Below are 23,595 nucleotides of genomic sequence, written 5' to 3' on the forward strand. Positions count from 1 at the left end.
GAGGTCGAACTCACCAAAGGACTATAACAATGGCTCTCAGTAAAGAAGCGCCGGAGTTTGACATCGACGATGAGGTTCTCCTTATGGAGACCGATATCGCAATGGAATCGATGTCGAATGAGGGACCTGCAACATCTTCAGTTCGTACCAAATCCAAGAACTCCTCCGCATTAAAGCAACACAAGTACATTGACTACACGCGGGCGCTTGATGCGACGCAGCTGTACCTCAATGAAATCGGTTTTTCCCCTCTGTTGACCCCCGAAGAAGAAGTCCATTTTGCGCGCTTGTCGCAAAAGGGTGATCCGGCCGGGCGCAAACGCATGATTGAAAGCAACCTGCGCCTGGTGGTGAAAATCGCCCGACGTTATGTCAATCGTGGGCTGTCCTTGCTGGACCTGATCGAGGAGGGCAACCTCGGCCTGATTCGCGCGGTGGAGAAGTTCGACCCTGAGCGGGGCTTTCGGTTTTCCACCTATGCCACCTGGTGGATCCGTCAGACCATTGAACGGGCGATCATGAATCAGACCCGTACAATCCGTCTGCCGATCCATGTGGTCAAAGAGCTTAACGTCTACCTGCGGGCGGCACGTGAGCTGACACAAAAACTTGATCATGAACCTTCGCCCGAAGAAATCGCCAACCTGCTGGAGAAGCCAGTCGCGGAGGTCAAGCGCATGCTGGGCCTCAATGAGCGGGTGTCTTCGGTCGATGTCTCGCTGGGCCCGGACTCGGATAAAACCCTGCTGGACACCCTGACCGATGATCGTCCAACAGACCCCTGCGAGCTGTTGCAGGACGATGATCTTTCCCAAAGCATTGATCAGTGGCTGTCCGAGCTTACGGACAAGCAGCGTGAGGTGGTAATTCGCCGCTTTGGCCTGCGTGGTCATGAGAGCAGCACCTTGGAAGACGTGGGCCTGGAGATCGGCCTGACGCGTGAGCGGGTGCGGCAGATTCAGGTGGAGGGCCTCAAGCGCTTGCGCGAGATCCTGGAGAAGAATGGCTTGTCGAGCGAGTCGTTGTTCCAGTAGTCACGCAGTACAAATGTGGGAGGGGGCTTGCTCCCGATTGCAGTGAAACAGTCACCGGTTGTACCGACTGTGCCACCGCTGTCGGGAGCAAGCCCCCTTCCACATTTTTTTGCGCACGGCATTCCATGGCGCACAGGCCAAAGTCCGGGCATAAAAAAACCCCGCTTTTAAGGGCGGGGTTTTTTCGACTGAGTCAGTACAAGTTAGATAACTTGAACTTCTTCAGCTTGCATGCCTTTCTGACCGCGGGTAGCGATGAAAGAAACCTGTTGGCCTTCTTTCAGGCTTTTGAAGCCGTCGGATTGGATAGCTTTGAAGTGAACGAACAGGTCGTCACCGGATTGTGGAGTGATGAAGCCGAAGCCTTTTTCATCGTTGAACCACTTAACGGTACCAGTTTGGCGATTAGACATGGTGTAACTCCTTGAACAAAGTTAACTGCGACTCAGGAAAAGCCCTGGCCGAGACTGAGTGCAAAGAGCAGGAAAAATTCTTGGAGATGGTTGGATCGAAATTCAACATATCGTGTAGAGATTCTCAGTGACACAAGCAACACAGTGACGCCACCTTAACCGTTTTTCCGGAACGTGCCAATGGTATTTCCACAGGTTTCCATAAATTCGTGACTGGCGGCGCTATTTTCACCGCCCTTGCACGGCGGCCAGAGCCCAGCCCCACTGGCTGTGGCCTGCAGCGACGCGCGCATGCGCGAAGAAATGCCCCGCGCCCTTTGAACCCCGTCGTCGGCCCCGGTAAGATGCCCCACAGCCTTTTTTCTACCTCGCTATTCAGGACACCCGCCATGAGCATCAAATCGGACAAGTGGATTCGCCGCATGGCGCAAGAGCACGGCATGATCGAGCCCTTCGTCGAGCGCCAGATCCGTGGCGAAGGCAACGACCGCGTGATCTCGTACGGTGTTTCCAGCTACGGCTACGACGTGCGTTGCGCCGATGAATTCAAGGTGTTCACCAATATCAATTCAGCCACTGTCGACCCAAAGAACTTCGACGAAAAAAGCTTCGTCGATATCAAGAGCGATGTGTGCATCATCCCGCCCAACTCGTTCGCCCTGGCACGCACCGTGGAGTTCTTCCGTATCCCCCGCGACGTGTTGACCATCTGCCTGGGCAAAAGCACCTATGCGCGTTGCGGCATTATCGTCAACGTGACGCCGCTGGAGCCGGAGTGGGAAGGCCATGTGACCCTGGAGTTCTCCAACACCACCACGTTGCCGGCGAAAATCTACGCAAATGAAGGTGTTGCGCAGATGCTGTTCCTGCAGTCCGATGAGGCCTGTGAAGTGTCCTACAAGGACCGTGGCGGCAAGTATCAGGGTCAGCGTGGCGTCACTCTCCCACGCGCTTGATCGAAAGGTCTTACACGTTAAGGGAATTAGTCTGCAAGAAGTGACTCTATTGGGTGTACTGCCTCGGCGCGTGTAAAGCGCGCCGAGCCACGCTTGAGGAGTACCTTATGAAGATTGACCCGCGAATCAGCGCTGAACTCGCCCGGCTCGAACCCAACCAGATTGGTGTTTTAGCCTGGTCCCTGATGGCCAACCCTGCACATGCGGGTGGTATTCCCGGCCAACCTGACCCGGATTATCCCCAGCCGACCGAGCCAGGCGAACCTGTCCTCCCGGATGAGCCACCGCCCGCGCCTGTCGCCTGATAGATGCGCGGCCAGTCAGTGCCTCACTGAACGGGCCATACCTCGTGATCGCCGATCACAAACAGTCGGCGATCAACGTCCTGCTCAACCGCATAGCCGCCAGTAAACGCGCCGAAGGCCGGCAGAAGGCTGACCTGCGTGCCTATCAGAAAGCACGGCAGGCGCAGGCTTTGCCGACCCCTGCCGCGCAATCGATACACCGGATGCACATGCCCTGCCAGCACGTGGTGGCTGGGGTGGGCGTCCGGTTCGTGTTGCAGCGCGAAGGGGCCCATCAGCAGCGGTTCGGTCACCACCTCAATACGCAGGTCGGCAGGCGGGTCGCCCGCACGTTTATCGTGATTGCCGCGAATCAGCGTCATCGCCAGCTCAGGTGTGCGATCACGCCAGGCCCTTAAGGCGCCCAGTGTTCCACTGGCGTGGGAGCCGGGTCCGTGCAGAAAATCCCCCAGAAAGATCACCCGTTCGCAAGCAAACCCGCTTAGCACACGGTCAAGCCTGTGCAGATTGGCCGTGGTGGTCCCCTGCGGCACCGGCTGCCCAAGGCTGCGATAGGCCGAAGCCTTGCCAAAATGCGCGTCGGCAATCAGCAGCGTACGGCGCGCCGGCCAGTACACCGCCTTGTCCGCCAGCAGCCACAGTTCTTCACCTTCAAGCGTGACAGAGCAATACATCAACCTTTCCCGTTATCCGCGACTTTTTCCAGGTCCTTGACCATCCGCGCAATGCGCTCCGACAGTTTTTCCGAACTCATGCTCTCGCGCATCCGTTCCACCAGCAGCGGAAAGGCCAGCGGGGTAGGGCGCTCGATCACATGCAGGTCGCGTTTGAGCGACGACAGATGCAGCAGCGTCTCTTCCAGCCGCCGAATATCCAACTCCTCACGCAGGACTTCTTCCCCAGCCTGGGTCAGCAACAGATTATGCGGATCGTATTGCTTGAACACCTCGAAAAACAAACCACTGGACGCCTGCACCTGCCGCGTACTCTTCGGTGCCCCCGGATACCCGGCAAATACCAGCCCGGCAATACGCGCGATCTCGCGAAAGCGGCGCAATGCCAGTTCTCCCGCGTTCAAGCTTGCAGCAACGTCCGTCAGCAGATGCTCCGGGCTCAGCAGGGCCTCGTTCAATAGACGTGGCCAGTGCACCTCGGTGGCGCTCAGCAGCTCCAGCCCGTAATCGTTCACCGCTATCGAAAAGGTCACTGGCTGTTGCTGGCTGACCCGCCATGCCAGCAGGCTTGCCAGTCCCAGGTGCACCTGACGGCCGGCGAAGGGGTAGAGAAACAGGTGCCAGCCCTCGCGCGACTTCAGCGCTTCGGCCAGCAGGTGATCGTGGGTGGGCAGGCCCGACCAGCGCAATTGCGTCTGCAGCAACGGTTGCACCGCTTGCATCTCCGGGCCGTCGAAGCGCCCATGCGCGGCTGCGTCAAAGCGTTCGACCACCGCCTGCGCCAGCTCGTTGGAAAGCGGCATGCGCCCGCCATTCCAGCGCGGCACGGCGGCCTTTTTCGCGGTGCTGCGGCGCACGTAGGCGGTCATGTTCTCCACGCGCACCAGTTCCAGCAAGCGGCCGGCGAACAGAAAGCCATCCCCCGGCTTGAGCCGCGCAATAAAACCTTCCTCGACACTGCCCAGATTCTTGCCGCCGCCGCCCTTGCTCCAGTATTTGAGATGGATACTCGCATCGCTGACGATAGTGCCCACGCTCATGCGGTGACGCCGCGCCAGGCGCGCATCGGGCACGCGCCAGATGCCCTGTTCGTCCGGTTCCACGCGGCGGTAATCCGGGTAGGCGGTCAGCGACAGGCCGCCGTGGCGCACAAAGCCCAGCGCCCAGGCCCAGTCCTCCTCCGTGAGTTCGCGGTACGCCCACGCACCGCGAACTTCCGCCAGCAAGGCCTCGGGCGTGAAGCCGCCGCCCAGGGCCATGCTCACCAGGTGTTGTACGAGTACATCCAATGGCTTGTGGGGCGATTCCCGCGCCTCGATGCGCCGTTCGGCGATTGCATCCTGCGCCGCCGCGGCCTCCACCAGCTCCAGGCTATGGGTCGGCACCAGCGTCACCCGTGACGGCCGCCCCGGCGCATGGCCGGAGCGCCCGGCGCGTTGCATCAGGCGCGCCACGCCTTTGGCCGAGCCGATCTGCAGCACGCGCTCCACCGGTAAAAAGTCCACGCCCAGGTCCAGGCTCGACGTACACACCACGGCCTTGAGCTGCCCGTCTTTCAAGGCGCGCTCCACCCAGTCACGGGTTTCCCGCGACAGTGAGCCGTGGTGCAGGGCGATCAAACCGGCCCAGTCCGGCCGCGCGTCCAGCAAGGCCTGGTACCAGATCTCCGATTGCGCACGGGTATTGGTGAACACCAGGCAACTGCTGCTCGAGTCCACTTCGGCCACCACTTGCGGCAGCATCTTCAAGCCAATATGCCCGGCCCACGGGAAGCGTTCGGTGACGGGTGGCAACAGGGTGTCGATGATCAACTGCTTGGCAGTCTGCCCCTGCACATTGATCCCATCGCCCTGTGGGACCAATACCTCCAGCGCGTGGGCCTGATTGCCCAAGGTCGCGGAAATGCCCCACACCATCAGGTCAGGGTGCCAGCGTCGCAGGCGGGCCATCGCCAGTTGCAGCTGCACGCCGCGCTTGTTGCCGATCAGTTCATGCCATTCATCCACGATCACCATGCGCAGGTGCCCCAGGCTCGTCTCGCTGTCGGCGCGGGCGAGCATCAGCGTCAGGCTTTCCGGGGTGGTGACCAGTGCGGTGGGCTGGCGGCGGGTCTGGCGGGCGCGTTCGCTGCTGCTGGTATCGCCGGTGCGCAGGCCGACGCTCCAGGGAATCTGCAAGGCAGCAAGTGGCGCTTCGAGGGCGCGGGCGGTGTCGGCGGCCAGCGCACGCATGGGGGTGATCCACAGCACGCTCAGCGGTTCGGCCGGCGGCTTGCGTTTGCCGGTGGCCGGCGGGCGGGTGATGGCCAGGCGATTGAGCGCGGCAAACCACAGGGCGTAGGTCTTGCCGGCCCCGGTGCTGGCGTGCAACAGGCCGGACCGGCCCTGCCTGACCGCCGCCCACACGTCTTTCTGAAACGCGAAGGGCTTCCAACCCTTGGCGGCGAACCATTGCCTGGCGAAGTCGTGGGGTTTTGCCATGCGGCAGCTGACGTCCTGAAGGGTCTATTCCACAGACCCTTCGCGCGGCACAAAGGTTTACTTCAAGTTGCCACTCAAAAATTGCTGCAGACGCTCGCTCTGCGGATTGCCCAGCACCGCGTCCGGCGTGCCTTCCTCTTCCACTCGTCCCTGATGCAGGAACAGCACCTGGCTCGATACCTTGCGCGCAAAACTCATCTCGTGGGTCACCATGATCATGGTGCGGCCTTCCTCGGCCAGGCCCTGAATCACCTTGAGCACTTCGCCCACCAGCTCCGGGTCGAGGGCCGAGGTGGGTTCGTCGAACAGCATCACTTCCGGTTCCATGGCCAGGGCGCGGGCGATGGCCACCCGCTGTTGCTGGCCACCGGAGAGAAAGGCCGGGTATTGATCGGCCACCCGCGCCGGCAGGCCGACCTTGTCCAAGTAGCGACGGGCGCGTTCTTCGGCGTCCCTTTTGCTGCAACCCAGCACCCGGCGTGGGGCCATGGTGATGTTTTCCAGCACGCTCATGTGGCTCCACAGGTTGAAGTGCTGGAACACCATCGCCAGCCGCGTGCGCAGGCGCTGCAACTCGGCATCGTCGGCCACGCGCATGCCGTGGCGGTCACTGATCATGCGGATTGCCTTGCCATCCAGGGTCATGGCGCCGTCGTCGGGAGTTTCCAGAAAGTTGATGCAGCGCAAAAACGTGCTCTTGCCCGAGCCGCTGGCGCCGATCAGGCTGATCACGTCACCGGTATTGGCCTTGAGCGTGACGCCTTTGAGCACTTGATTGTCGCCATAGCTTTTATGCAGGCCTTCAACGGTCAGTTTGTACATGGGGCGTGCATCCTCAAGGCGAAAGTAGATAGCCGCTGCGGTAGGCCTCGGAGCCTGCGACATGGCCGATGACCATCCCGGCAGTGGCCATGCGGCGCAGCGAGCGGGCGTAAAGCAGGCCGGCGTGCCGACAGTGCACGGGCGTTACGCGGTCGGTAATGGGGTCGATGATCTCGGCGATCAATTGCCCGGCGTGCAGGTATTCCCCCGGCAGGGCGCTGTACACCAGCAAGCCGCCCACTGGCGTGGCCACCGGTTCCACGCCCGCCAGCGGGGTGGCCGGGTAGGCCAGGTCGGGCAGCGGCGGCGCCTGGCCGGCGATTGCGCCGAAGTGAATCAGGTAGTCGATGATCGCCTGGCAGTCGAGGCTGGCCAGGCCATGGTTGACGTCACCCTGGCCGCGCAGCTCGACGGTGACCGCAAAACTGCCCATGGGCAGCGGGAAGCGCTCGCCGAAGCGTTGCTGCAACTGCCACCACACCAGCGTGAAACACTCGTCGAAGGACTGCCCGCCCGAGTCGGTGGCCAGCAGGTTGGCTTCGCTGCCGATATAGCGTGCCAGCGGCTCCACCTGCGGCCAGGCCGCGGGCGTGGTGTACAGGTGCGCCACGGCTTCGAAATCGCAATGCAGGTCCAGCACCATGTCGGCATCGCAGGCCAGGCGTTGCAGTACCAGGCGTTGGGACTGCAACTGGGTGTCGGCGGTTTGCTCGGCCAGGGCGCCTGACAGCGCGGTGCGCACCCGCTCCACGTTGCGCCGGGGGTCGTCGTCCAGCAGCGCTTCCACCTGGTCGCCGACTTGCGCACTGAGGTCGACAAAATGGCGATTGAAGTTCTGTCCGCTTTCCAGCTCGTAGCGCCCCAGCGGCGTGTCCATCAACACTTGTTCCAGGCCCACCGGATTGGCGATGGGCACCAGCACGATTTCGCTGCGCAGGCGCCCAGCCGCCGCCAGTTCGGCCAGACGCCGTTTCAGATGCCAGACCACCAGCATGCCCGGCAGCTCATCGGCGTGCAGCGAGGACTGAATGTAGATTTTGCCGGCGGCCTGTTCCGGGCCGAAGTGAAAACTGTGAATCTGCCGCGCCGTGCCGGGCACCGGCGCGATCAGATCGTGTACCTGATGACGCATGAACACTCCTTAGCGGCTTGGCCCGAGGAAGGCCAGCCAGCGACGCTCCGCCAATCGAAACAGACCGACCAGGGCGAAGGTCACCGTCAGATAGATCAGCGCAGCGATGCCGAACGATTGAAAGGTCATGTAGGTGGCTGAGTTGGCGTCCCGTGCGACTTTGAGAATGTCCGGCACCGTTGCGGTAAATGCCACAGTGGTCGAATGCAGCATCAAAATCACTTCGTTGCTGTAGTAAGGCAGCGAACGGCGCAACGCCGACGGCATGATCACATAGGCATACAGCTTCCAGCCGCTGAGGCCATAGGCCTTGGCCGCCTCCACTTCACCGTGGGCCATGCTGCGAATGGCGCCGGCGAAAATCTCGGTGGTGTACGCGCAGGTGTTGAGGGCGAAGGCGAGGATGGTGCAATTCATCGCATCGCGAAAGAACGCGCCCAGCAGCGGCTGCTCGCGTACCGCCGCGATGCTGTAGATACCGGTGTAGCAGATCAGCAACTGGATATAGAGCGGCGTACCGCGAAACAGATAGGTGTAGAACTGCACCGGCCAGCGCACCCGGCGTTTGGGCGACACCCGCGCGATGGACAGCGGGATCGACACGATAAACCCGATGACCAGCGCCGCGCTCAGCAGCCACAGGGTCATGGCCAGCCCGGTGATGTGCTGGCCGTCGCTATAAAGGAAGGGGCGCCAGTATTCCTGCAGGAGCTCGATCATCGCACTGCCTCCCGTGAGCCTGCCGAGTAGCGCCGTTCAAGCCGGCGCAGGACGAAGTTGGACGCGCTGGTGATCAGCAGGTAGATCAACGCGGCGATGACCAGAAAATAGAACAGTTGATACGTGCTCTTGCCGGCATCCTGGGCGGCCTTGACCAGGTCGGCCAGGCCGATGATCGACACCAGCGCCGTGGCCTTGAGCATCACCATCCAGTTATTGCCGATGCCCGGCAGGGCAAAACGCATCATCTGCGGGAAGGTCACGTAGCGAAAGCGTTGCCCGCGCTTGAGCCCGTAGGCGGTCGCGGCTTCCAGTTGGCCACGGGGCACGGCGAGGATCGCGCCGCGAAACGTCTCGGTGAAATACGCACCGTAGATAAAGCCCAGGGTGATGACCCCGGCGCTGAATGGGTCAATCTCGATGTAGTCCCATTCCATGAAGTCGGTAAAACCGGTCAGCCAGATTTGCAGGCTGTAGAAAATCAGCAGCATCAGCACCAGGTCGGGCACGCCGCGAATCAGGGTGGTGTAGAGCTGGGCGGGAATGCGCAGCAGGCGCAGGCTGGACAATTTGGCACTGGCACCGAGCAGGCCCAGCAGGACGCTGACGGCCAGGGACGCGACCGACAACTTGATGGTCATCCACGTACCTTGCAGCAACAGCGGGCCGAACCCTTTCAAGCTGAAGGCACTCAGCCCCAGGGTGTTCAGAAGATCTTCAAACATGAATTCAGGACCTATGGCGATAAAAAAGCGCCCACCGCAAAGCGATGGGCGCCAGCGTGTTATTTACCGCTGTACAGGTTCAGGTCGCCGAAGTGTTTCTTCTGGATGGTGGCGTAGGTGCCATCATCGTGTAACGCTTTGATACCTTTATCGAGCAGGGCCTTGAGGTCTTTGTTACCTTTTTTGATACCGATGGCGGTTTTCGACGGCAGCAACGGGTCGTCGATGGCGGCGCTGACTTCGTAACCGGCGCCGGCCGGCGACTTCAGAAAGCCCAGTTCGGCTTGCAGCATGTCCTGCACCGAAGCGTCCAGGCGACCGGAGGTCAGGTCGGCGTACACCTGGTCCTGGTTGGCGTAGGCCTTGGTGGTCACACCGGCCTTATCCAGTACGGCCTTGGCGTAGGCTTCCTGGATGGTGCCCTGCTCGTAGCCCACGGATTTGCCCTTGAGGGACTCCGGCGTCGAGAACCCTGCGCCTTTCTTGAACACCAGGGAGGTCGGGCCCGAGAACAGCTCATTGGAGAAGTCGATCGCCTTTTCACGGGCCGCAGTCACGGTCATCGACGAAATCACGCCATCGAACTTGTTGGCGTTGAGGCCCGGGATCATGCCGTCGAAATCGCTTTCGACCCATTTGCACTTGACCTTCAGTTCCGCGCAGATCGCGTTGCCCAGGTCGATATCAAAGCCCACCAGGCTGCCATCGGCGGCCTTGGATTCAAACGGTGCGTAGGAAGGATCCACACCAAAACGCAATTCCTTGTATTCCTTGGCCGTGGCTACACCGGCGGCCATGCACAGGGCCAGTGCAGAAAGGGTCAGCAATGCTTTTTTCATTAGGTAATCCCTGGAAACCAAGATAAGCGCTTGTGGCGCGTTTAGGACTGTTACTGAACGGTGTCAGACGGCTCTCAAGTAGCAATTTCTGCACCATAGTTCCGAATGAGCGTTTTAAAAGGCAAGGCGAGGGCGTTGGGAGTGTAGGCGATGCCCAAAAATGGGCATCGAAAATACCCTGCACTCATTTGGACCATTAACGAGCATTAAATTATGGGAGGGGCCTGCTCCCACAGGGTTTTTTATCAGGCGAGGAGGTCCTGCAGGGTGGCCAGGTTGTCGGCTTCCTCAACCGCCTTGTCCTGGCGCCAGCGCAGCATCCGTGGAAATCTCACCGCAATCCCGCTCTTGTGCCGCTTGGACAGGGCAATGCCTTCAAACCCCAGTTCAAATACCATGCTCGGCGTCACGCTGCTGACCGGGCCGAATTTTTCCACGGTGGTCTTGCGCACGATGGCGTCGACCTTGCGCATTTCTTCGTCGGTCAGTCCCGAATAGGCCTTGGCAAACGGCACCAGGGTGCGCTCGGTGCCCGGCGGGCCATCCCACACGGCAAAGGTGTAATCGCTGTAAAGGCTGGCGCGGCGACCATGGCCACGTTGGGCGTAGATCAACACCGCATCGACGCTGAACGGATCGACCTTCCACTTCCACCACAGGCCCATGTCCTTGGTGCGGCCAACGCCGTAGAGGCCTTTGCGATCCTTGAGCATCATGCCTTCCACGCCAAGACTGCGTGAGGCTTCACGCTGTTCGGCCAGTGCTTCCCACGTGTCGGCTTGCAACAACGGCGAGGGCAGCAGCACGGGTTGGTCGCACGCGCGGATGACCTGTTCGAGTTGCGCGCGGCGTTCGGCCTGGACATGGTTGCGCCAGTCGTCGCCCTGATATTCCAGCAGGTCGTAGGCGAGTACCGCGACCGGCGCGTCTTCCAGGACCTTCTTGCTCAAGGTCTTGCGGCCAATGCGTTGTTGCAGCAGGGCAAAGGGCTGCACCGCGTCTTTCCACACCACAATCTCGCCGTCGATCACCGTGCCGTCCGGCAGGCCGCTGACCAGGCTGTGCAGCTCGGGGAAGCGCTCGGTCACCAGCTCCTCGCCTCGCGACCAGATCCACAAGCGGCCCTCGCGTTTGACCAGTTGTGCGCGGATGCCGTCCCACTTCCATTCCACTTGCCAGTCATTCGGCGAGCCGAGCAGCGTGTCGAATTGCTCGACCGGCTGCGACAGGCCATGGGCCAGAAAAAACGGATAGGGTTGCCCGCCGCGTTGCGCGTGTTCGTCGGATGATTCAGGCGCAATCAGCTTGAGGTAGCCTTCGACCGTAGGACGATTGGACAAATCGGTGTAGCCCACCAGCCGCTGCGCCACGCGCTTGCTGTCCAGATCGGCCATGGCGGCGAGGGCGCGGGTGACCAGTAGCTTGGACACGCCGACGCGAAAGCTGCCGGTGATCAGCTTGATGCACACCATCAGGCTGGGTTGGTCCAGCTGCGCCCACAACGCGGGCAGGCGTTCAGCCAGATCCATTGGCGACAGGCCGCGCAGGGGCAACAGTTTTTCTTCCAGCCAAACGGCCAGGCCATCCTGCGAGGTGTAGGTGGATTCGGGCAACAGCAGGGAAATGGTCTCGGCGAGGTCGCCGACCGATTGGTAGCTCTCTTCGAACAGCCAGGCTTCGATGCCTGACGCTTGCGTGGCCATGTCCCTTAAAAGGCGCGTGGGCACCAGTTGCCGGGGCCGGCCACCGGATAAAAAGTACACCGCCCAGGCGGCATCTTCCGGCGGCGCCTGCAGGAAGTAGGCTTGCAATGCGGCGAGCTTGGCATTGCTGGAGGTGGTGGCGTCGAGGTTGGCGTACAGCTCGGCGAAGGCCTTCATGCGGTGGCCTCTTCTTCGTCGTCACCGTATTCGGTGGTGAAGCCCTGGGCGTCCAGGCCTTTTTCGCGCAAGTGGCGCACCAATACACCCACCGAGCCGTGGGTGACCATCACTCGTTCAGCGCCGGTTTGCTCGATGGCCCACAGCAAGCCTGGCCAATCGGCGTGGTCGGACAGCACAAACCCCCGGTCTACCCCGCGCCGCCTTCGCGTGCCGCGCAGGCGCATCCAGCCGCTGGCGAAGGCGTCGCTGTAGTCGCCAAAGCGCTTGATCCAGCTGCTGCCGCCGGCAGACGGCGGAGCGATGATCAGCGCCTTGCGCAACAGCGGGTCGGTTTTTTTGAAGTCACCTGCGTAAAGGGTTTCGGGAATGTAAATGCCGGCCTCGCGGTACACCCGGTTCAAGGGCTCGACGGCGCCATGGCTGAGGATCGGGCCGATGCTCGCGTCAATGCCGTGCAGAATGCGCTGGGCCTTGCCGAAGGAATAACAGAACAGCACGCTGGCCTTGCCGGCGGCGACGTTGGCCTGCCACCAGTCGTTGATGCCGGCGAAGATCTGCGCCTGGGGCTGCCAGCGGTAGATCGGCAGGCCGAAGGTGGATTCGGTGATGAACGTGTGGCAGCGCACCGGTTCGAACGGCGCACAGGTGCCATCGGGCTCGACCTTGTAATCGCCGGATGCGACCCAGACTTCGCCCTGGTATTCGAGGCGCACCTGGGCCGAGCCGAGTACGTGCCCGGCCGGATGAAAACTCAAGGTGACGCCGTGGTGCACCAACCGTTCGCCGTAGGCCAGGGTTTGCAGGTTGATGTCCTGGCCCAAGCGCGAGCGCAGAATGCCTTCGCCGGGCGCCGCCGCCAGGTAGTGTTGATTGCCGGTGCGGGCGTGGTCGCCATGGGCGTGGGTGATGACGGAGCGTTCCACCGGGCGCCAGGGATCGATGTAGAAATCTCCGGCGGGGCAGTAAAGGCCTTCGGGGCGGGCGATGACAAGGTCCATGGGGTGACCGGGGAGGTGGGCTTGTCTATTTTGAGGCGGGGGCGAGCGGGTAAGTTCTATCTGAATGCATGGGGTTCAACGGTATGAGGGGGGCTTGCTCCCGATAGCGGTGGATCAGTCCATAAATGCAGTGACTGACACTTTGCTATCGGGAGCAAGCCCCCTCCCACATTGTGACTCGGCTTCTTCAGTTTCCGGGTTACTTGCCAGGCGTCAGGGTGAGCCGGTTTTTGCCATACACCTTTTCGAAGTTCTGCGGCTGCATCGGGAAGCTCAGGTACTGCGCCTTGAGCGCCGGGTCAATGCCATTGGCATAGTCGGGGCTGACCGGGTTGCCGGACTGACCGCTGCCGCCCTGGCCCATCATCGGTTCCACCTGACCGAAGTCGACAATCATGCGCAGTGCCGGCACCTGCGTGGTGTCGAAGCTCTGCCCCCAACTGTACGGCGCCGGGTTCAGGGTGTTGTGGTCGCCACCGTTGGCAAACGGGCCACGGATGACCTGGCCACTGGCGCTCTTCCAAGTGGTGCTGTGCAGTTTGCCCCACTGCCAGGCTTTGTGATCGGCGCCCAACTGGCTGTCGCCGGCGCTGATCGCGGCGGCGAGGCTGCGGGCAAGGATAGTGGGCTTGTCTTCTTTTTGCGCCGTGCGCACATCGTCCCAGAACGGGCTGTCTTCGCGGCCCAGCAGGTGGTCGGCGTTGGCCGAGTAAGAGAGGTTGGCATTGCTGACAAAGGCTTTCCAACTGGCGCTGGTGTCCGGGCCGAGTTCGTCGAGGAAGACCTGCCGCGTGCTTTCCTGCAGGAACAGCTCGTAGATCGCCGCGTCGGCGGAGGATGGCGCCAGGCGGCCATCGAACGCCATCAGGCGGCCCAAGGCTTCACGCGCCTTGGCCTGTTCGGCCGCAGGCAGCGCAGCAATCGCCTGTTTCAACGGCTGGGCCATGCCTGGCGCCTGGAACATGGTCTTGAGCTTGGCGGCGAATGGGGTGGTCTGGTCGTACTGCATGGCGATCATGCTGCGGCTGTCATGCTTGCCAGCGTTGGCCAGTTGGGCCAGGCGCTCGCTGCGCTCCGGTGCGTCCCAGGAATTGGACAGTTGCATGCCATAGCCACGCGGCGCGGTGCGCTGGTTGGCGGTGCCGATCCAGCCCTGGACCGGGTCCTGGTCATAAGGGTGCAGCATCGCGTCGGCGTAGCCGTCCCAGTCAAAGCGCGTGTCCCAGCCCGGCGAGGGCAGCAGGCCTTCGCCTTCGCGGCGGTTGGGGAAGCGGCCGGTGACCTGCCAGCCAATGCTGCTGGCGTCGGCGAACACCATGTTCAGCGCAATCGCACGGATTTCGCGGGTGGCGTCCGACGCCTTGCCGATGGTTTGCGCGCGGGACAGGTCGAAGAACGCATCCAGGCTCTTGTCGTCCTTGAGGTCGGCCGTTTGCAGGGCCAGGCCAAAACCACTGGTGAGTGCCTGGCTGCTGTTGAGCAGGGCGCCGTGGCGGGTTTCGTACACCACTTCACGAATCGAGCCACGGCCCTTGATGAAGAACGTTTCGTTACGCACGCCGGCCGGCAGCCACTTGCCGTTGTTCTCGTAGTACAACGCGCTGCCCTGGCGTTTGACCTTCTCCAGAAACAGGTCCTGGGTGTCGCCCTTGACCGTGCTCATGCTCCACGCCACTTTGCCGTTGAAACCGGACAGCAAGGTCGGCAGGCCGGCAATCGAGGCGCCCGCGGCCTGGTATTTCGGTGCGCGGATCTGCACGTAGCTCCACGGCGACGGCGCTTGCGGCTGGGCCGCGAGGTCATTGGCCAACAGGCTCTTGCCGCTGCGGCTGCGTTGCGGGCCGATTGCCCAGTTGCTCGAGGTGGTCACCGCCAGCGCATTGAGCGTGCTCAGTTGCTGGCTGACCGTGTCCAGCCCGGCGAGGCCGGTGATCTGGCTGAGGTTCACGCCTTTGAGCTTCTCTGCCTCGGCCAGCGGAATGGGTTCGTCCGGCGCGCTCGGTGTTAGCCAGGCGAGTTTGTCGACGCCGACTTTTTGCGCCAGCACCAGCGAAGACAGCTCTTCCTGCAGGTTGGCCGACTCGCTGAAATTGAGCAGGCAGAACAACAGCGCCGAGTCTTCCGGCTTCCAGTATTCGGGCTTGTAGCCGGTCTGGGCCAGGTCCGGCGGCAGCTTGTCGCGGTAGCGGAACAGGTAGGCATTGACCCCGCGCGCATACACTTCGAAAAAGCGCTTGAGGCGTGGGCTAGAGGCGTTATACAGCTCGCCGGCGCTTTTTTTCAGGTTGACGGCGCGCATCAAGCGGTCGACATCCAGCACGTCAGGGCCGGCCATTTCCGCCAGACGGCCCTGGGCCAGCAGGCGCAGGGTGACCATCTGGGTGATGCGGTCGCTGGCGTGCACGTAGCCGAGGCTGAACAGCGCATCGTGAAAGGTGTTGCTCTCGATCAGCGGCATGCCCTGGGCATTGCGGCGTATCGATACATTCTGGGCCAGGCCTTTGAGCGGCTGCACGCCGGCAACGGGCGGCAGGGTGTCCTGGGTGCTCTGGAGCTGGCAACCAGCCAGGCTTAACGCACTGGCCACTGCCGCGGCAACGCCGAACCGGGGAAGAAAACGTGAGAGGGCTGGCGAGGCCATGGCAAAGCTCCTGCGGGGGTAGTTTTGGATAAAACATCGCACATCAATGTGGGAGGGGGCTAGCGCCCGAGGGCTGAGTGCCAGTCGTTGCATCTGTTGACTGGTTCACCACCATCGGGCGCGAGCCCCCTCCCACATTTACAGCTTCAGGGTGACTTAGACCCCGTGGCACTTCTTGAACTTTTTCTCGCTGCCGCAAGGGCAGGGATCGTTGCGGCCAACGTCCTTCAACGCGTTGCGCACCGGCTCCTGATGAGCGTGGCCGCAGTTGGGGCCGTGAACATGGCCGTGGTCGTGATCATGGTGCTCGTGATCGTGGTTGCAGTCAGGACCATGGACATGGGGTTGCTGAGTCATCGATGTCGCTCCGGAATAAAATCGCCGGGGATTATCTCGCCATTGTGGGCCACCTGCACGTCATTACCGATGAACAAGCCGGTTTTCAGCTCGCCCTCCAGGCGATAGGGCACGGGCCGGTCGGGGTTTTTGAGCATATGCACCACCTCGCGTATCTGCGGCCACAGGTTGGTGCGCACCGACACCCTGAACACCGCATGGCTGCGCGGCGCCACGGTGAGCCATTCATTGGACTCGCCTTCGGTCAACACGAAGTCGCCCAGGCTGACCTTGTAGATCAGGCCGCGCACGGTGAGGTCGGCGTCGTCGCGGTTGTCCACGCGGAAATACAGCCTGAATTTCTGCTCCAGCAACTTGGCGCGTACCACTTCGACCTTGACCAGCGACACATGGGGCGGCGGCGAATCGTCCTCGAACCACGAGGCGCAGCCGGTAAGGCCCAGGGTCAACGCCAGCATCAAGCTGAATATACGAAGCATGGCGTGTCCCTGTTCTGGTGGTGTTAGAGGTAGCCTGCGCAGCATTTCTTGAATTTTTGTCTGCTGCCGCACAGGCACGGATCATTGCGCCCGACCTTCACCTCAACGGTGGGGTCGATGAAGTACCAGCGCCCGTCATTCTGTACGAAAGAAGACTGTTCGCGGTGACTATGTTCACCCGTGCTGTCATGCCAGCGAGCGGTAAAGGTCACAAAGGCATGTTCCGGCTGGCCGCCGAGCACTTCGGAACTCTCCACCTCAAGCCCCAGCCAGGTGCTCTGCGCGCTCCAGGCAGCGATGGCGGCGCGGTCGAGGCCGGGTTGCTGGGCCGGCAGTGTGGTCGCCACCAGGTAATCGATCAGGCCCAGCACATAGGCGCTGTAGCGCGAGCGCATCAGCGCGCTGGCGCAGGGCGCCGGGTGGCCGTTGTGGTAATGGCCGCAGCAGGCATCCAGCAGGTTGCCACTGCCGCAGGGGCAAATGGGTGTGCTCATGGGTTACCACCAATACTTTCCGAAATTTTCCGGGTTGGCCCAAAAGCGGGCATTGAGCCAGTCCGGCACCTGTTTATAGTCAAGCAGATCGTAGGTGAACAGCGTCAGCACCTGTTCGTCGCGCTGGAAACGCTCGCCGGCCTGCAGGGCCAACGAGAAGAAGTCGGTGTCTTTCCAGCCGCAGGCATCGAGGTCTGCCAGCACTGCGATGCGACTGGCATTGAGGTTGCGGATGCCGCCGAGCAGGGTCAGGCCCTGTGGCTTGGAAAGGTGTTCCAGGCAATCGACCGCCAGCGCCAGGTCAAAGCGCTGCGCCGCCAGGTGAGCAGGCAGCGGGCCGGGTTCGGCGACGGCTATGTGGGTGTCGGGGTGCGCCTGTTTAAACGCCTCCAGCGCCGGAAACCGGCTGGCGCCCAACAGCAGCAGGCGTTTGGGCTGGTGCAGGTCGAGCAGGGCAGCCAGGGCTTGCTGGGGGGTATGGGCAGAAATACCGGCGATCATCACGGATCCTCACGTCAGAGCCGTAGAGACTAGCGCGGCTGCGCCTGCGGGCCTAGAGCAAGGGCGACAGAAAAAGCGCTGCTGAAGTTTTTTGATGCTTCACTGGCAAATCGCCTGCAGAAGTCGTTACTGTGGCCCGGATAACAATTTGAAAAGAGTCAGGAGCCCCATGATGCGTAAGGTTTTTCTGTTGGCCCTGTTGGCCAGCCCCATTGCCCTGGCCCAGAGCGTCAGTGTCGAAACCAACTCATTGATGCGCCTGCCCAGCAGCACCAGCGTGTTGCAACTCGAGCGCCTGGACGTGGCGGATTACGGCACTTTGCTGATTCCGGCGACGATCAGCCAAGTGACGGTGGATGAACTGCACCTGGGCCGCGAAGCACGCATCACCATCGTGCCGGGTAATACCGCGCTGCAATTGCAGGTGCGCCAGGCTCAACTGGAACACGGCAGTCAGATCACCTCGCGGGGAGCCCCGGGCACCCATGAAAAACCGGCCAGGGCAGGGCGCGATCTCACGTTGCGGATCAACGCGCTGACGGCTGAAGTCTTGTCGGTGGACGCCCGTGGCGGCGCCGGTGCCCAGGGTTATGCCGGGCTCGATGGCGCCAATGGTGAAGACCCGGGTTGCACCTGGGGTTCGGCCGGTCGCGGTTTCAACGGTGATAACGGCGGCGACGGATTGCCGGGGGCAGCAGGGGCGACGGTACGGGTTGAACTGCCGCAGGACTTCCCGGCCGAGAGCATCAAGGTCTGGGTCGATGGCGGGCCTGGTGGCTTGGCTGGTACTGCGGGCAAACCAGGCAAGGGCGGCCAATCGAAGGGCTGCGTGGTGTACCGCGCCGATGGCGGCGACAAGGGCCGGCCTGGTTTGGAAGGGCAGCCGGGGCCGGCCGGGCCGGCAGGGTCTGTGACTATCCAGCGGCTGTGAGTTGCCTGGCCTGATGCTATCGGGCGCCAGGCCCTCCCACAGTTTGAACTGTGAATACCTTCAAATGTGGGAGGGGGCTGGCTCCCGATAGCGGACCAAAGGCCCCCTCAGAACATCGGCCGCGCCGAAGCAACCGCCACCACCACCAACCCCACAATCACATTGACGCCCACCAGCCGGCGAATCTGCCCCAGCACAGCAGCGCCCGCCGGCCAGTCCTCGGCCGCCACCGCCGCGCGCAATTGCGGAAACTTCAACGCCTGGATGCGGATAAACAACGCCGTCATCACCAGGTACAACCCCATCATGACCTGCACGTAACGCGGCGCCGTTTCAAAGCCGCTGAAGCGCAGTTGCAGTAGCCCCACACCGCTGATCGGCAAAACCAGCACCGCCACCCATACCCACACGAAAAAACGTTGAAACACATTTGCCCACAACCTGAGCCGGGCAGGGCCCTCAAGGGCCGCCACAGCGGCGGGACGCAGGATCATCCAGGCGAAAAACATACCGCCAACCCATATCAGGGCGGCCAGTACATGCAGGGTGTAAGCGAGGCTGAAGACGGTCATTGTGGTACTCCGTTCTGCGCGGGATTAATTAGCGGGGTATGATAGCGGCCGATCCGAACCACTGAAAATTTATCCAGCGTTTTTTGCGCCCGACTATCCATGATCAGCACTGAACTCAAAACCACGATCCAGGGCGCCTACTCGCGTTTTCTCGAAGCCAAGAGCTTGAAACCGCGCTATGGCCAGCGCCTGATGATCGCCGAAGTGGCGAAAGTCCTCGGGGATATCGACACCGACGACGAAGGCCGCCGCGAGGGTGACCCTGCGGTCGTGGCCGTTGAAGCCGGCACCGGTACCGGCAAGACCGTGGCCTACAGCCTGGCCGCGATTCCCACGGCCAAGGCCGCCGGCAAGCGCCTGGTGATCGCCACCGCCACCGTCGCCCTGCAGGAGCAGATCGTTTACAAGGACCTGCCTGACCTGATGCGCAACAGCGGCCTGAATTTCACCTTCGCCCTGGCCAAGGGGCGCGGCCGCTACATGTGCCTGTCCAAGCTCGACGTGCTGTTGCAGGAAGGCCATGCGCAAACCGCCACCGCCTCGCTGTTCGAAGAGGAAGGCTTCAAGATCGAAGTTGATGAGGTCAGCCAGAAACTGTTCACCAGCATGATCGAGAAACTGGCCGGCAATAAATGGGACGGTGACCGCGACAGCTGGCCCACCGCCCTCGAAGATGCCGACTGGGCACGCCTGACCACCGACCACAGCCAGTGCACCAACCGTCATTGCCCCAACTTCGGCCAGTGCGCCTTCTACAAGGCCCGCGAAGGCATGGGCAAGGTCGACGTGATCGTCACCAACCACGACATGGTGCTGGCCGACCTGGCCCTGGGCGGCGGCGCCGTGCTGCCGGACCCGCGCGACACCCTCTACGTATTCGACGAAGGCCACCACCTGCCGGACAAGGCCATCGGCCATTTCGCCCATTACACGCGCCTGCGTTCCACCGCCGACTGGCTGGAAACCACCGCCAAGAACCTTACCAAGTTGCTCGCCCAGCACCCGCTGCCGGGCGACCTGGGCAAGCTGATCGAGCAGGTGCCGGAGCTGGCGCGCGAGATCAAGACCCAGCAGCAGTTCATGTTCAGCGCCTGCGAGCAGGTGGCCGATTTCAAGCCCGGCGAAGACGTGGAAGGCCGTGAGCGCCCGCGTCACCGTTTTGTTGGTGGGCTGATTCCCGAGCACATGCGCGAAATGGGAATTGAGCTGAAGAAGGGTTTTTCGCGCCTGACCGACCTGTTCACGCGCCTCACCGATCTGCTCAAGGAAGGCATGGACGGCGAGGTCAACATCGGCATCGCCAGCAATCAGGCCGAGGAATGGTACCCGCTGTTCGGCAGCCTGTTGTCCCGCTCCCAGGGCAACTGGGAGCTGTGGACCGCCTTCACCGTCGAAGACCCGGAAGACAACCCGCCCATGGCGCGTTGGCTGACCCTGTCGGAAAGCGGCGCGCTGTTTGATATCGAGGTCAATGCCAGCCCGATCCTCGCCGCTGAAATGCTGCGGCGTAACCTGTGGAACGTGGCGTATGGCTGCCTGGTCACCTCGGCCACGCTGACCGCCCTGGGCACCTTCGACCGTTTTCGCATGCGTGCCGGCCTGCCGAAAAAGGCGGTCACCGCCGTGGTGCCGAGCCCCTTCCACCATGCCGACGCCGGCGTGCTGCGCGTGCCGGACCTCAAGGCCGACCCGCGCGATGCGCCGGCCCACACCGCCGCGATCATCCGTGACCTGCCGGGCCTGGTTGAAGGGTCGCGCGGCACCCTGGTGCTGTTCTCCTCGCGCAAACAGATGCAGGACGTGTTCGACGGCCTCGACCGTGACTGGCGCAAGCAAGTGTTCATCCAGGGCAACCTGTCCAAGCAGGAAACCCTGAACAAGCACAAGGCGCGGGTCGATGGCGGCGATTCCAGCGTGCTGTTCGGTCTTGCCAGCTTTGCCGAAGGCGTGGACTTGCCGGGCGCCTACTGCGAACACGTAGTGATCGCGAAGATCCCGTTTTCGGTGCCGGATGACCCGGTCGAAGCGGCACTGGCCGAATGGATCGAGGCGCGCGGCGGCAATCCGTTCATGGAAATCTCGGTGCCGGATGCTTCACTCAAGCTCGTGCAGGCCTGCGGTCGCCTGCTGCGTACCGAGGAAGACCGGGGCACCATCACGCTGCTTGATCGGCGCCTGGTCACCCAGCGCTATGGCAAGGCGATCCTGAATGCCTTGCCGCCGTTCCGGCGTGAAATTTCCTAAACCACCGTGGGCGAATTCGCCCACTTCGTGGTCACTGTTATCGACGTATTTCATCAGGCCATTCACCGGCCGTCTGGAGAACCTTGCTCGTATGATTCGCACGCTGCCCGCTCTTTTTGCCCTGCTGTTCGCCGCGCCCGTGATGGCCGCGGCGGCCGGGCAACAAACGCTGTTCAACTTCGTGCGCCCCGCTGACGTGGTCAAGGTGGCGACCCAGGACGCCAGCCTGCCGCAGTACAACGCCGAGCAAACCGCCGAAGGCGAGGTGCTGCGCCGTATCACCTTCAACCCGGCAGCCGAGCCAAGCCTGGTGCTCAGCCCTCAGAGCGGCACCTGGGACTGGTCGCAGTCCGGCGCCATGAGCCTGCGTATCCAGAGCGCCATGGACTGGGCGTTGACCCTCTACGTCAAGGTGCAGAGCAGCGACGGCAAGACCCTGGTCAGCCGCATCGACCTGCCGGCCGGCCCGGCGCAGACCTTGCTGGTCCCGCTGCAGGCCAATTCGCCCTTGAGCCAGGGCATGAAGGCCGGCCCGCCGATGCCGATCAGCCTCGACGGCCAGCGCGTGTTGCTGGCCGCCAGCAGTGGAGAAATCGACCGCAGCCAGGTGGTGTCGGTGACCTTGTCGATGCTCAATCCCAATGCCGCCCAAAGCATTCTGCTGGAGCGCTTTCGCGTGCAGGATATCGAACCGGTGATCAAGGCGGCCTATGGCGAACTGGTCGACGCCTATGGGCAATCCACCCGTGCGCGCTGGCCGGAAAAGGTCAGCAGCGACGAGCAACTCAAGGCCGCCGCCGCCCGGGAGCAACAACAGCTCAAAGGCTGGCTGGCTGAGCGCGACAAGTCCTCACTGGACACATTCGGTGGCTGGAACAAGGGGCCGGCCTTCGAGGCCAGCGGTTTCTTCCGCACCGAGAAGCGCGACGGGCGCTGGTACCTGGTCACGCCGCTGGGCCATCCGTTCTACTCGCTGGGCGTCAATACCATCGCCCCGGACAATAACCAGACCTACGTGGGCGGTCGCGAATGGATGTTCGCTGCGTTGCCCAAGGCTGGTGAACCCTTCGACAAATATTACGGCAGCAGCGACAACCGCACCGGCAACGGTTCGGGCGAAGGCCGCAACTTCGCCTCGGGGCGCTGGTACGATTTCTACGGTGCCAACCTGCAACGTATCTACGGCAGCGAACACTTTGACCACAAGCGTTGGGTCAACCACACCCTCGACCGCCTGCAAGCCTGGGGTTTCAACACCGTTGGTAATTGGAGCGACGAGGACCTGGCCGACGCCGAACGCGTGCCGTACACCTTGCCGCTGTCGATCGTCGGTGATTACGCCAGCATCAGCACTGGCACCGATTGGTGGGGCGGCATGCCCGATCCGTTCGACCCGCGCTTCGCCATGGCCACCGAGCGCGCCGTGGCCATTGCGGCCCGCGACCATCGCGACGACCCCTGGCTGATCGGCTATTTTGCCGACAACGAACTGGCCTGGGCCGGTCCCGGTGATGATCCCAAGTCCCGCTATGCGCTGGCCTACGGCACCTTGCGCATGACCACCGACGTCCCGGCCAAGCGTGCGTTCCTCAAGCAACTGCGAGACAAATACCGCAACGAAGAAGGCCTCTCCAAAGCCTGGGGCATTCAACTGGCGGGCTGGGAATTGATGGAAGATCCGGGCTTTGAACCGCCGATGCCCAACCCGGAGCACCCGGAAATCGAAGCCGACTTCAAGTATTTCCAGAAGACCTTCGCCGATGCCTACTTCAAGACCATTTCCGATTCGCTGAAATGGCATGCGCCCAACCAGTTGCTGCTGGGCGGGCGCTATGCGGTGAGCACGCCCGAAGCCGTGGCCTCGTGTGCGCAGTATTGCGATGTGCTGAGTTTCAACATGTATACGCTCAAGCCTCAGGACGGCTACGACTTCGCCGCGTTGCGCGCGCTGGACAAACCGGTGCTGATCACCGAGTTCAACGTCGGCTCCGCCGACCGTGGCCCGTTCTGGGGCGGCGTGACGCAATTGGCCCGGGAAGAGGAGCGTGGTGCGGCGTACGACACCTTTCTCACGCAGGCCATGGCTGAGCCATCGATTGTTGGCGTGCACTGGTTTCAGTACCTGGACCAGCCGGTGACCGGCCGCTTGCTGGATGGCGAAAACGGGCACTTCGGGCTGGTGGGTATAACCGATGTGCCGTTCCAGGGCTTTGTCGACAGCGTGCGCAAGAGCAATCTGACGGCGGTCGAGCAACTGGGCAAGGCAGCCGGGCAAGCCAGGGCGGCCGGCGCGGTGCGTGAGCATGAAGGCGGCAAGGCCGGGCCGGCGGGCGAGGGCGTGGGAAAGGGGGCCGGGCATGCCGGTGGGCATTCCGGGAATGGCCATTGATTCCGC

General features: G+C 62.4%; 22 protein-coding genes. 6 read left to right on the forward strand and 16 right to left on the reverse strand.

The window, feature by feature from the left end:
• Window positions 1-29 precede the first annotated feature (29 nt).
• Complete coding sequence (gene rpoS, locus TU79_RS09825; RefSeq protein WP_057007805.1) at window positions 30-1,034, forward strand: RNA polymerase sigma factor RpoS; 1,005 nt, start codon at window positions 30-32, stop codon at window positions 1,032-1,034.
• 203 nt (window positions 1,035-1,237) lie between these two features.
• On the opposite strand, the gene TU79_RS09830 is transcribed toward rpoS, so the two are convergent.
• Window positions 1,238-1,447, reverse strand: coding sequence for a cold-shock protein (locus TU79_RS09830; RefSeq protein ID WP_002554837.1), 210 nt, complete (start codon window positions 1,445-1,447; stop codon window positions 1,238-1,240).
• A 389-nt stretch (window positions 1,448-1,836) separates the two neighbouring features.
• On the opposite strand from TU79_RS09830, the gene dcd reads away from it, so the two are divergent.
• Together dcd and TU79_RS25175 are read left to right on the forward strand one after the other, a co-directional pair.
• Window positions 1,837-2,403, forward strand: coding sequence for a dCTP deaminase (gene dcd, locus TU79_RS09835; RefSeq protein WP_003231181.1), 567 nt, complete (start codon window positions 1,837-1,839; stop codon window positions 2,401-2,403).
• Between the two features lie 107 nt (window positions 2,404-2,510).
• Window positions 2,511-2,708 (forward strand): hypothetical protein, encoded by a 198-nt coding sequence (locus tag TU79_RS25175; protein ID WP_082638447.1) that lies wholly within the window; start codon window positions 2,511-2,513, stop codon window positions 2,706-2,708.
• A 23-nt stretch (window positions 2,709-2,731) separates the two neighbouring features.
• Here the strand turns inward: TU79_RS25175 and pdeM are convergent, their stop codons facing one another.
• The 14 genes from pdeM to TU79_RS09905 all read right to left on the reverse strand — a co-directional run bounded on the left by pdeM (window position 2,732) and on the right by TU79_RS09905 (window position 17,453).
• On the reverse strand, window positions 2,732-3,382 hold the full coding sequence (gene pdeM / locus TU79_RS09840; RefSeq protein WP_057007806.1) for a ligase-associated DNA damage response endonuclease PdeM: 651 nt from the start codon (window positions 3,380-3,382) through the stop codon (window positions 2,732-2,734).
• Window positions 3,382-5,862 (reverse strand): ligase-associated DNA damage response DEXH box helicase, encoded by a 2,481-nt coding sequence (locus tag TU79_RS09845; RefSeq protein WP_057007807.1) that lies wholly within the window; start codon window positions 5,860-5,862, stop codon window positions 3,382-3,384. Before TU79_RS09845 ends, pdeM begins: the two co-directional genes overlap by 1 nt.
• Window positions 5,863-5,919: 57 nt before the next feature.
• Entirely contained in the window at window positions 5,920-6,684 is a 765-nt protein-coding gene (locus TU79_RS09850) for an ABC transporter ATP-binding protein (RefSeq protein WP_057007808.1), read from the reverse strand.
• A 13-nt stretch (window positions 6,685-6,697) separates the two neighbouring features.
• Window positions 6,698-7,816, reverse strand: coding sequence for a succinylglutamate desuccinylase/aspartoacylase family protein (locus TU79_RS09855; RefSeq protein WP_057007809.1), 1,119 nt, complete (start codon window positions 7,814-7,816; stop codon window positions 6,698-6,700).
• A gap of 9 nt (window positions 7,817-7,825) precedes the next feature.
• Window positions 7,826-8,536 (reverse strand): ABC transporter permease, encoded by a 711-nt coding sequence (locus TU79_RS09860; protein ID WP_057007810.1) that lies wholly within the window; start codon window positions 8,534-8,536, stop codon window positions 7,826-7,828.
• The gene (locus tag TU79_RS09865; RefSeq protein WP_057007811.1) at window positions 8,533-9,261 is read right to left on the reverse strand and encodes an ABC transporter permease; all 729 of its coding nucleotides are present in this window, start codon (window positions 9,259-9,261) and stop codon (window positions 8,533-8,535) included. Before TU79_RS09865 ends, TU79_RS09860 begins: the two co-directional genes overlap by 4 nt.
• A 59-nt stretch (window positions 9,262-9,320) precedes the next feature.
• Complete coding sequence (locus tag TU79_RS09870; RefSeq protein WP_003231167.1) at window positions 9,321-10,100, reverse strand: transporter substrate-binding domain-containing protein; 780 nt, start codon at window positions 10,098-10,100, stop codon at window positions 9,321-9,323.
• A 245-nt stretch (window positions 10,101-10,345) separates the two neighbouring features.
• Window positions 10,346-11,980, reverse strand: coding sequence for an ATP-dependent DNA ligase (locus tag TU79_RS09875; protein ID WP_057007812.1), 1,635 nt, complete (start codon window positions 11,978-11,980; stop codon window positions 10,346-10,348).
• Complete coding sequence (locus TU79_RS09880) at window positions 11,977-12,981, reverse strand: ligase-associated DNA damage response exonuclease (protein ID WP_057007813.1); 1,005 nt, start codon at window positions 12,979-12,981, stop codon at window positions 11,977-11,979. The genes TU79_RS09875 and TU79_RS09880 overlap by 4 nt, the downstream gene beginning before the upstream one ends.
• 199 nt (window positions 12,982-13,180) lie before the next feature.
• Window positions 13,181-15,622: a penicillin acylase family protein gene (locus TU79_RS09885; RefSeq protein WP_057007814.1), complete on the reverse strand. Its 2,442-nt coding sequence runs from the start codon at window positions 15,620-15,622 to the stop codon at window positions 13,181-13,183.
• Window positions 15,623-15,778: 156 nt separating this feature from the next.
• A complete protein-coding gene (locus TU79_RS09890; protein WP_003231158.1) occupies window positions 15,779-15,979 on the reverse strand; it encodes an SEC-C metal-binding domain-containing protein in 201 nt (66 codons plus the stop codon).
• The gene (locus TU79_RS09895) at window positions 15,976-16,458 is read right to left on the reverse strand and encodes an LEA/WHy family protein (protein WP_057007815.1); all 483 of its coding nucleotides are present in this window, start codon (window positions 16,456-16,458) and stop codon (window positions 15,976-15,978) included. Before TU79_RS09895 ends, TU79_RS09890 begins: the two co-directional genes overlap by 4 nt.
• A 23-nt stretch (window positions 16,459-16,481) precedes the next feature.
• Window positions 16,482-16,952, reverse strand: a complete 471-nt coding sequence (locus tag TU79_RS09900) for a YchJ family protein (protein WP_057007816.1) — start codon at window positions 16,950-16,952, stop codon at window positions 16,482-16,484.
• A 3-nt stretch (window positions 16,953-16,955) separates the two neighbouring features.
• The gene (locus TU79_RS09905; RefSeq protein WP_057007817.1) at window positions 16,956-17,453 is read right to left on the reverse strand and encodes a DUF6231 family protein; all 498 of its coding nucleotides are present in this window, start codon (window positions 17,451-17,453) and stop codon (window positions 16,956-16,958) included.
• 172 nt (window positions 17,454-17,625) lie between these two features.
• On the opposite strand from TU79_RS09905, the gene TU79_RS09910 reads away from it, so the two are divergent.
• Window positions 17,626-18,384: a hypothetical protein gene (locus TU79_RS09910; protein WP_057007940.1), complete on the forward strand. Its 759-nt coding sequence runs from the start codon at window positions 17,626-17,628 to the stop codon at window positions 18,382-18,384.
• A 107-nt stretch (window positions 18,385-18,491) separates the two neighbouring features.
• Here the strand turns inward: TU79_RS09910 and TU79_RS09915 are convergent, their stop codons facing one another.
• Window positions 18,492-18,956 (reverse strand): CopD family protein, encoded by a 465-nt coding sequence (locus tag TU79_RS09915; RefSeq protein WP_057007818.1) that lies wholly within the window; start codon window positions 18,954-18,956, stop codon window positions 18,492-18,494.
• Between the two features lie 99 nt (window positions 18,957-19,055).
• On the opposite strand from TU79_RS09915, the gene dinG reads away from it, so the two are divergent.
• Together dinG and TU79_RS09925 are read left to right on the forward strand one after the other, a co-directional pair.
• Window positions 19,056-21,200, forward strand: coding sequence for an ATP-dependent DNA helicase DinG (gene dinG, locus TU79_RS09920; protein ID WP_057007819.1), 2,145 nt, complete (start codon window positions 19,056-19,058; stop codon window positions 21,198-21,200).
• Between the two features lie 91 nt (window positions 21,201-21,291).
• On the forward strand, window positions 21,292-23,589 hold the full coding sequence (locus tag TU79_RS09925) for a beta-galactosidase (protein WP_057007820.1): 2,298 nt from the start codon (window positions 21,292-21,294) through the stop codon (window positions 23,587-23,589).
• Window positions 23,590-23,595: the final 6 nt, after the last annotated feature.

Origin of the sequence: Pseudomonas trivialis (assembly GCF_001439805.1) — a bacterium.
Lineage (GTDB): Bacteria > Pseudomonadota > Gammaproteobacteria > Pseudomonadales > Pseudomonadaceae > Aquipseudomonas > Aquipseudomonas trivialis.

Excerpts from the sequence above, each read along its gene's own strand:
- rpoS (WP_057007805.1), top strand. The coding sequence starts at position 30 with ATGGCTCTCAGTAAAGAAGCGCCGGAGTTTGACATCGACGATGAGGTT.
- TU79_RS09830 (WP_002554837.1), bottom strand. The coding sequence starts at position 1,447 with ATGTCTAATCGCCAAACTGGTACCGTTAAGTGGTTCAACGATGAAAAA.
- dcd (WP_003231181.1), top strand. The coding sequence starts at position 1,837 with ATGAGCATCAAATCGGACAAGTGGATTCGCCGCATGGCGCAAGAGCAC.
- TU79_RS25175 (WP_082638447.1), top strand. The coding sequence starts at position 2,511 with ATGAAGATTGACCCGCGAATCAGCGCTGAACTCGCCCGGCTCGAACCC.
- pdeM (WP_057007806.1), bottom strand. The coding sequence starts at position 3,382 with ATGTATTGCTCTGTCACGCTTGAAGGTGAAGAACTGTGGCTGCTGGCG.
- TU79_RS09845 (WP_057007807.1), bottom strand. The coding sequence starts at position 5,862 with ATGGCAAAACCCCACGACTTCGCCAGGCAATGGTTCGCCGCCAAGGGT.
- TU79_RS09850 (WP_057007808.1), bottom strand. The coding sequence starts at position 6,684 with ATGTACAAACTGACCGTTGAAGGCCTGCATAAAAGCTATGGCGACAAT.
- TU79_RS09855 (WP_057007809.1), bottom strand. The coding sequence starts at position 7,816 with ATGCGTCATCAGGTACACGATCTGATCGCGCCGGTGCCCGGCACGGCG.
- TU79_RS09860 (WP_057007810.1), bottom strand. The coding sequence starts at position 8,536 with ATGATCGAGCTCCTGCAGGAATACTGGCGCCCCTTCCTTTATAGCGAC.
- TU79_RS09865 (WP_057007811.1), bottom strand. The coding sequence starts at position 9,261 with ATGTTTGAAGATCTTCTGAACACCCTGGGGCTGAGTGCCTTCAGCTTG.
- TU79_RS09870 (WP_003231167.1), bottom strand. The coding sequence starts at position 10,100 with ATGAAAAAAGCATTGCTGACCCTTTCTGCACTGGCCCTGTGCATGGCC.
- TU79_RS09875 (WP_057007812.1), bottom strand. The coding sequence starts at position 11,980 with ATGAAGGCCTTCGCCGAGCTGTACGCCAACCTCGACGCCACCACCTCC.
- TU79_RS09880 (WP_057007813.1), bottom strand. The coding sequence starts at position 12,981 with ATGGACCTTGTCATCGCCCGCCCCGAAGGCCTTTACTGCCCCGCCGGA.
- TU79_RS09885 (WP_057007814.1), bottom strand. The coding sequence starts at position 15,622 with ATGGCCTCGCCAGCCCTCTCACGTTTTCTTCCCCGGTTCGGCGTTGCC.
- TU79_RS09890 (WP_003231158.1), bottom strand. The coding sequence starts at position 15,979 with ATGACTCAGCAACCCCATGTCCATGGTCCTGACTGCAACCACGATCAC.
- TU79_RS09895 (WP_057007815.1), bottom strand. The coding sequence starts at position 16,458 with ATGCTTCGTATATTCAGCTTGATGCTGGCGTTGACCCTGGGCCTTACC.
- TU79_RS09900 (WP_057007816.1), bottom strand. The coding sequence starts at position 16,952 with ATGAGCACACCCATTTGCCCCTGCGGCAGTGGCAACCTGCTGGATGCC.
- TU79_RS09905 (WP_057007817.1), bottom strand. The coding sequence starts at position 17,453 with ATGATCGCCGGTATTTCTGCCCATACCCCCCAGCAAGCCCTGGCTGCC.
- TU79_RS09910 (WP_057007940.1), top strand. The coding sequence starts at position 17,626 with ATGCGTAAGGTTTTTCTGTTGGCCCTGTTGGCCAGCCCCATTGCCCTG.
- TU79_RS09915 (WP_057007818.1), bottom strand. The coding sequence starts at position 18,956 with ATGACCGTCTTCAGCCTCGCTTACACCCTGCATGTACTGGCCGCCCTG.
- dinG (WP_057007819.1), top strand. The coding sequence starts at position 19,056 with ATGATCAGCACTGAACTCAAAACCACGATCCAGGGCGCCTACTCGCGT.
- TU79_RS09925 (WP_057007820.1), top strand. The coding sequence starts at position 21,292 with ATGATTCGCACGCTGCCCGCTCTTTTTGCCCTGCTGTTCGCCGCGCCC.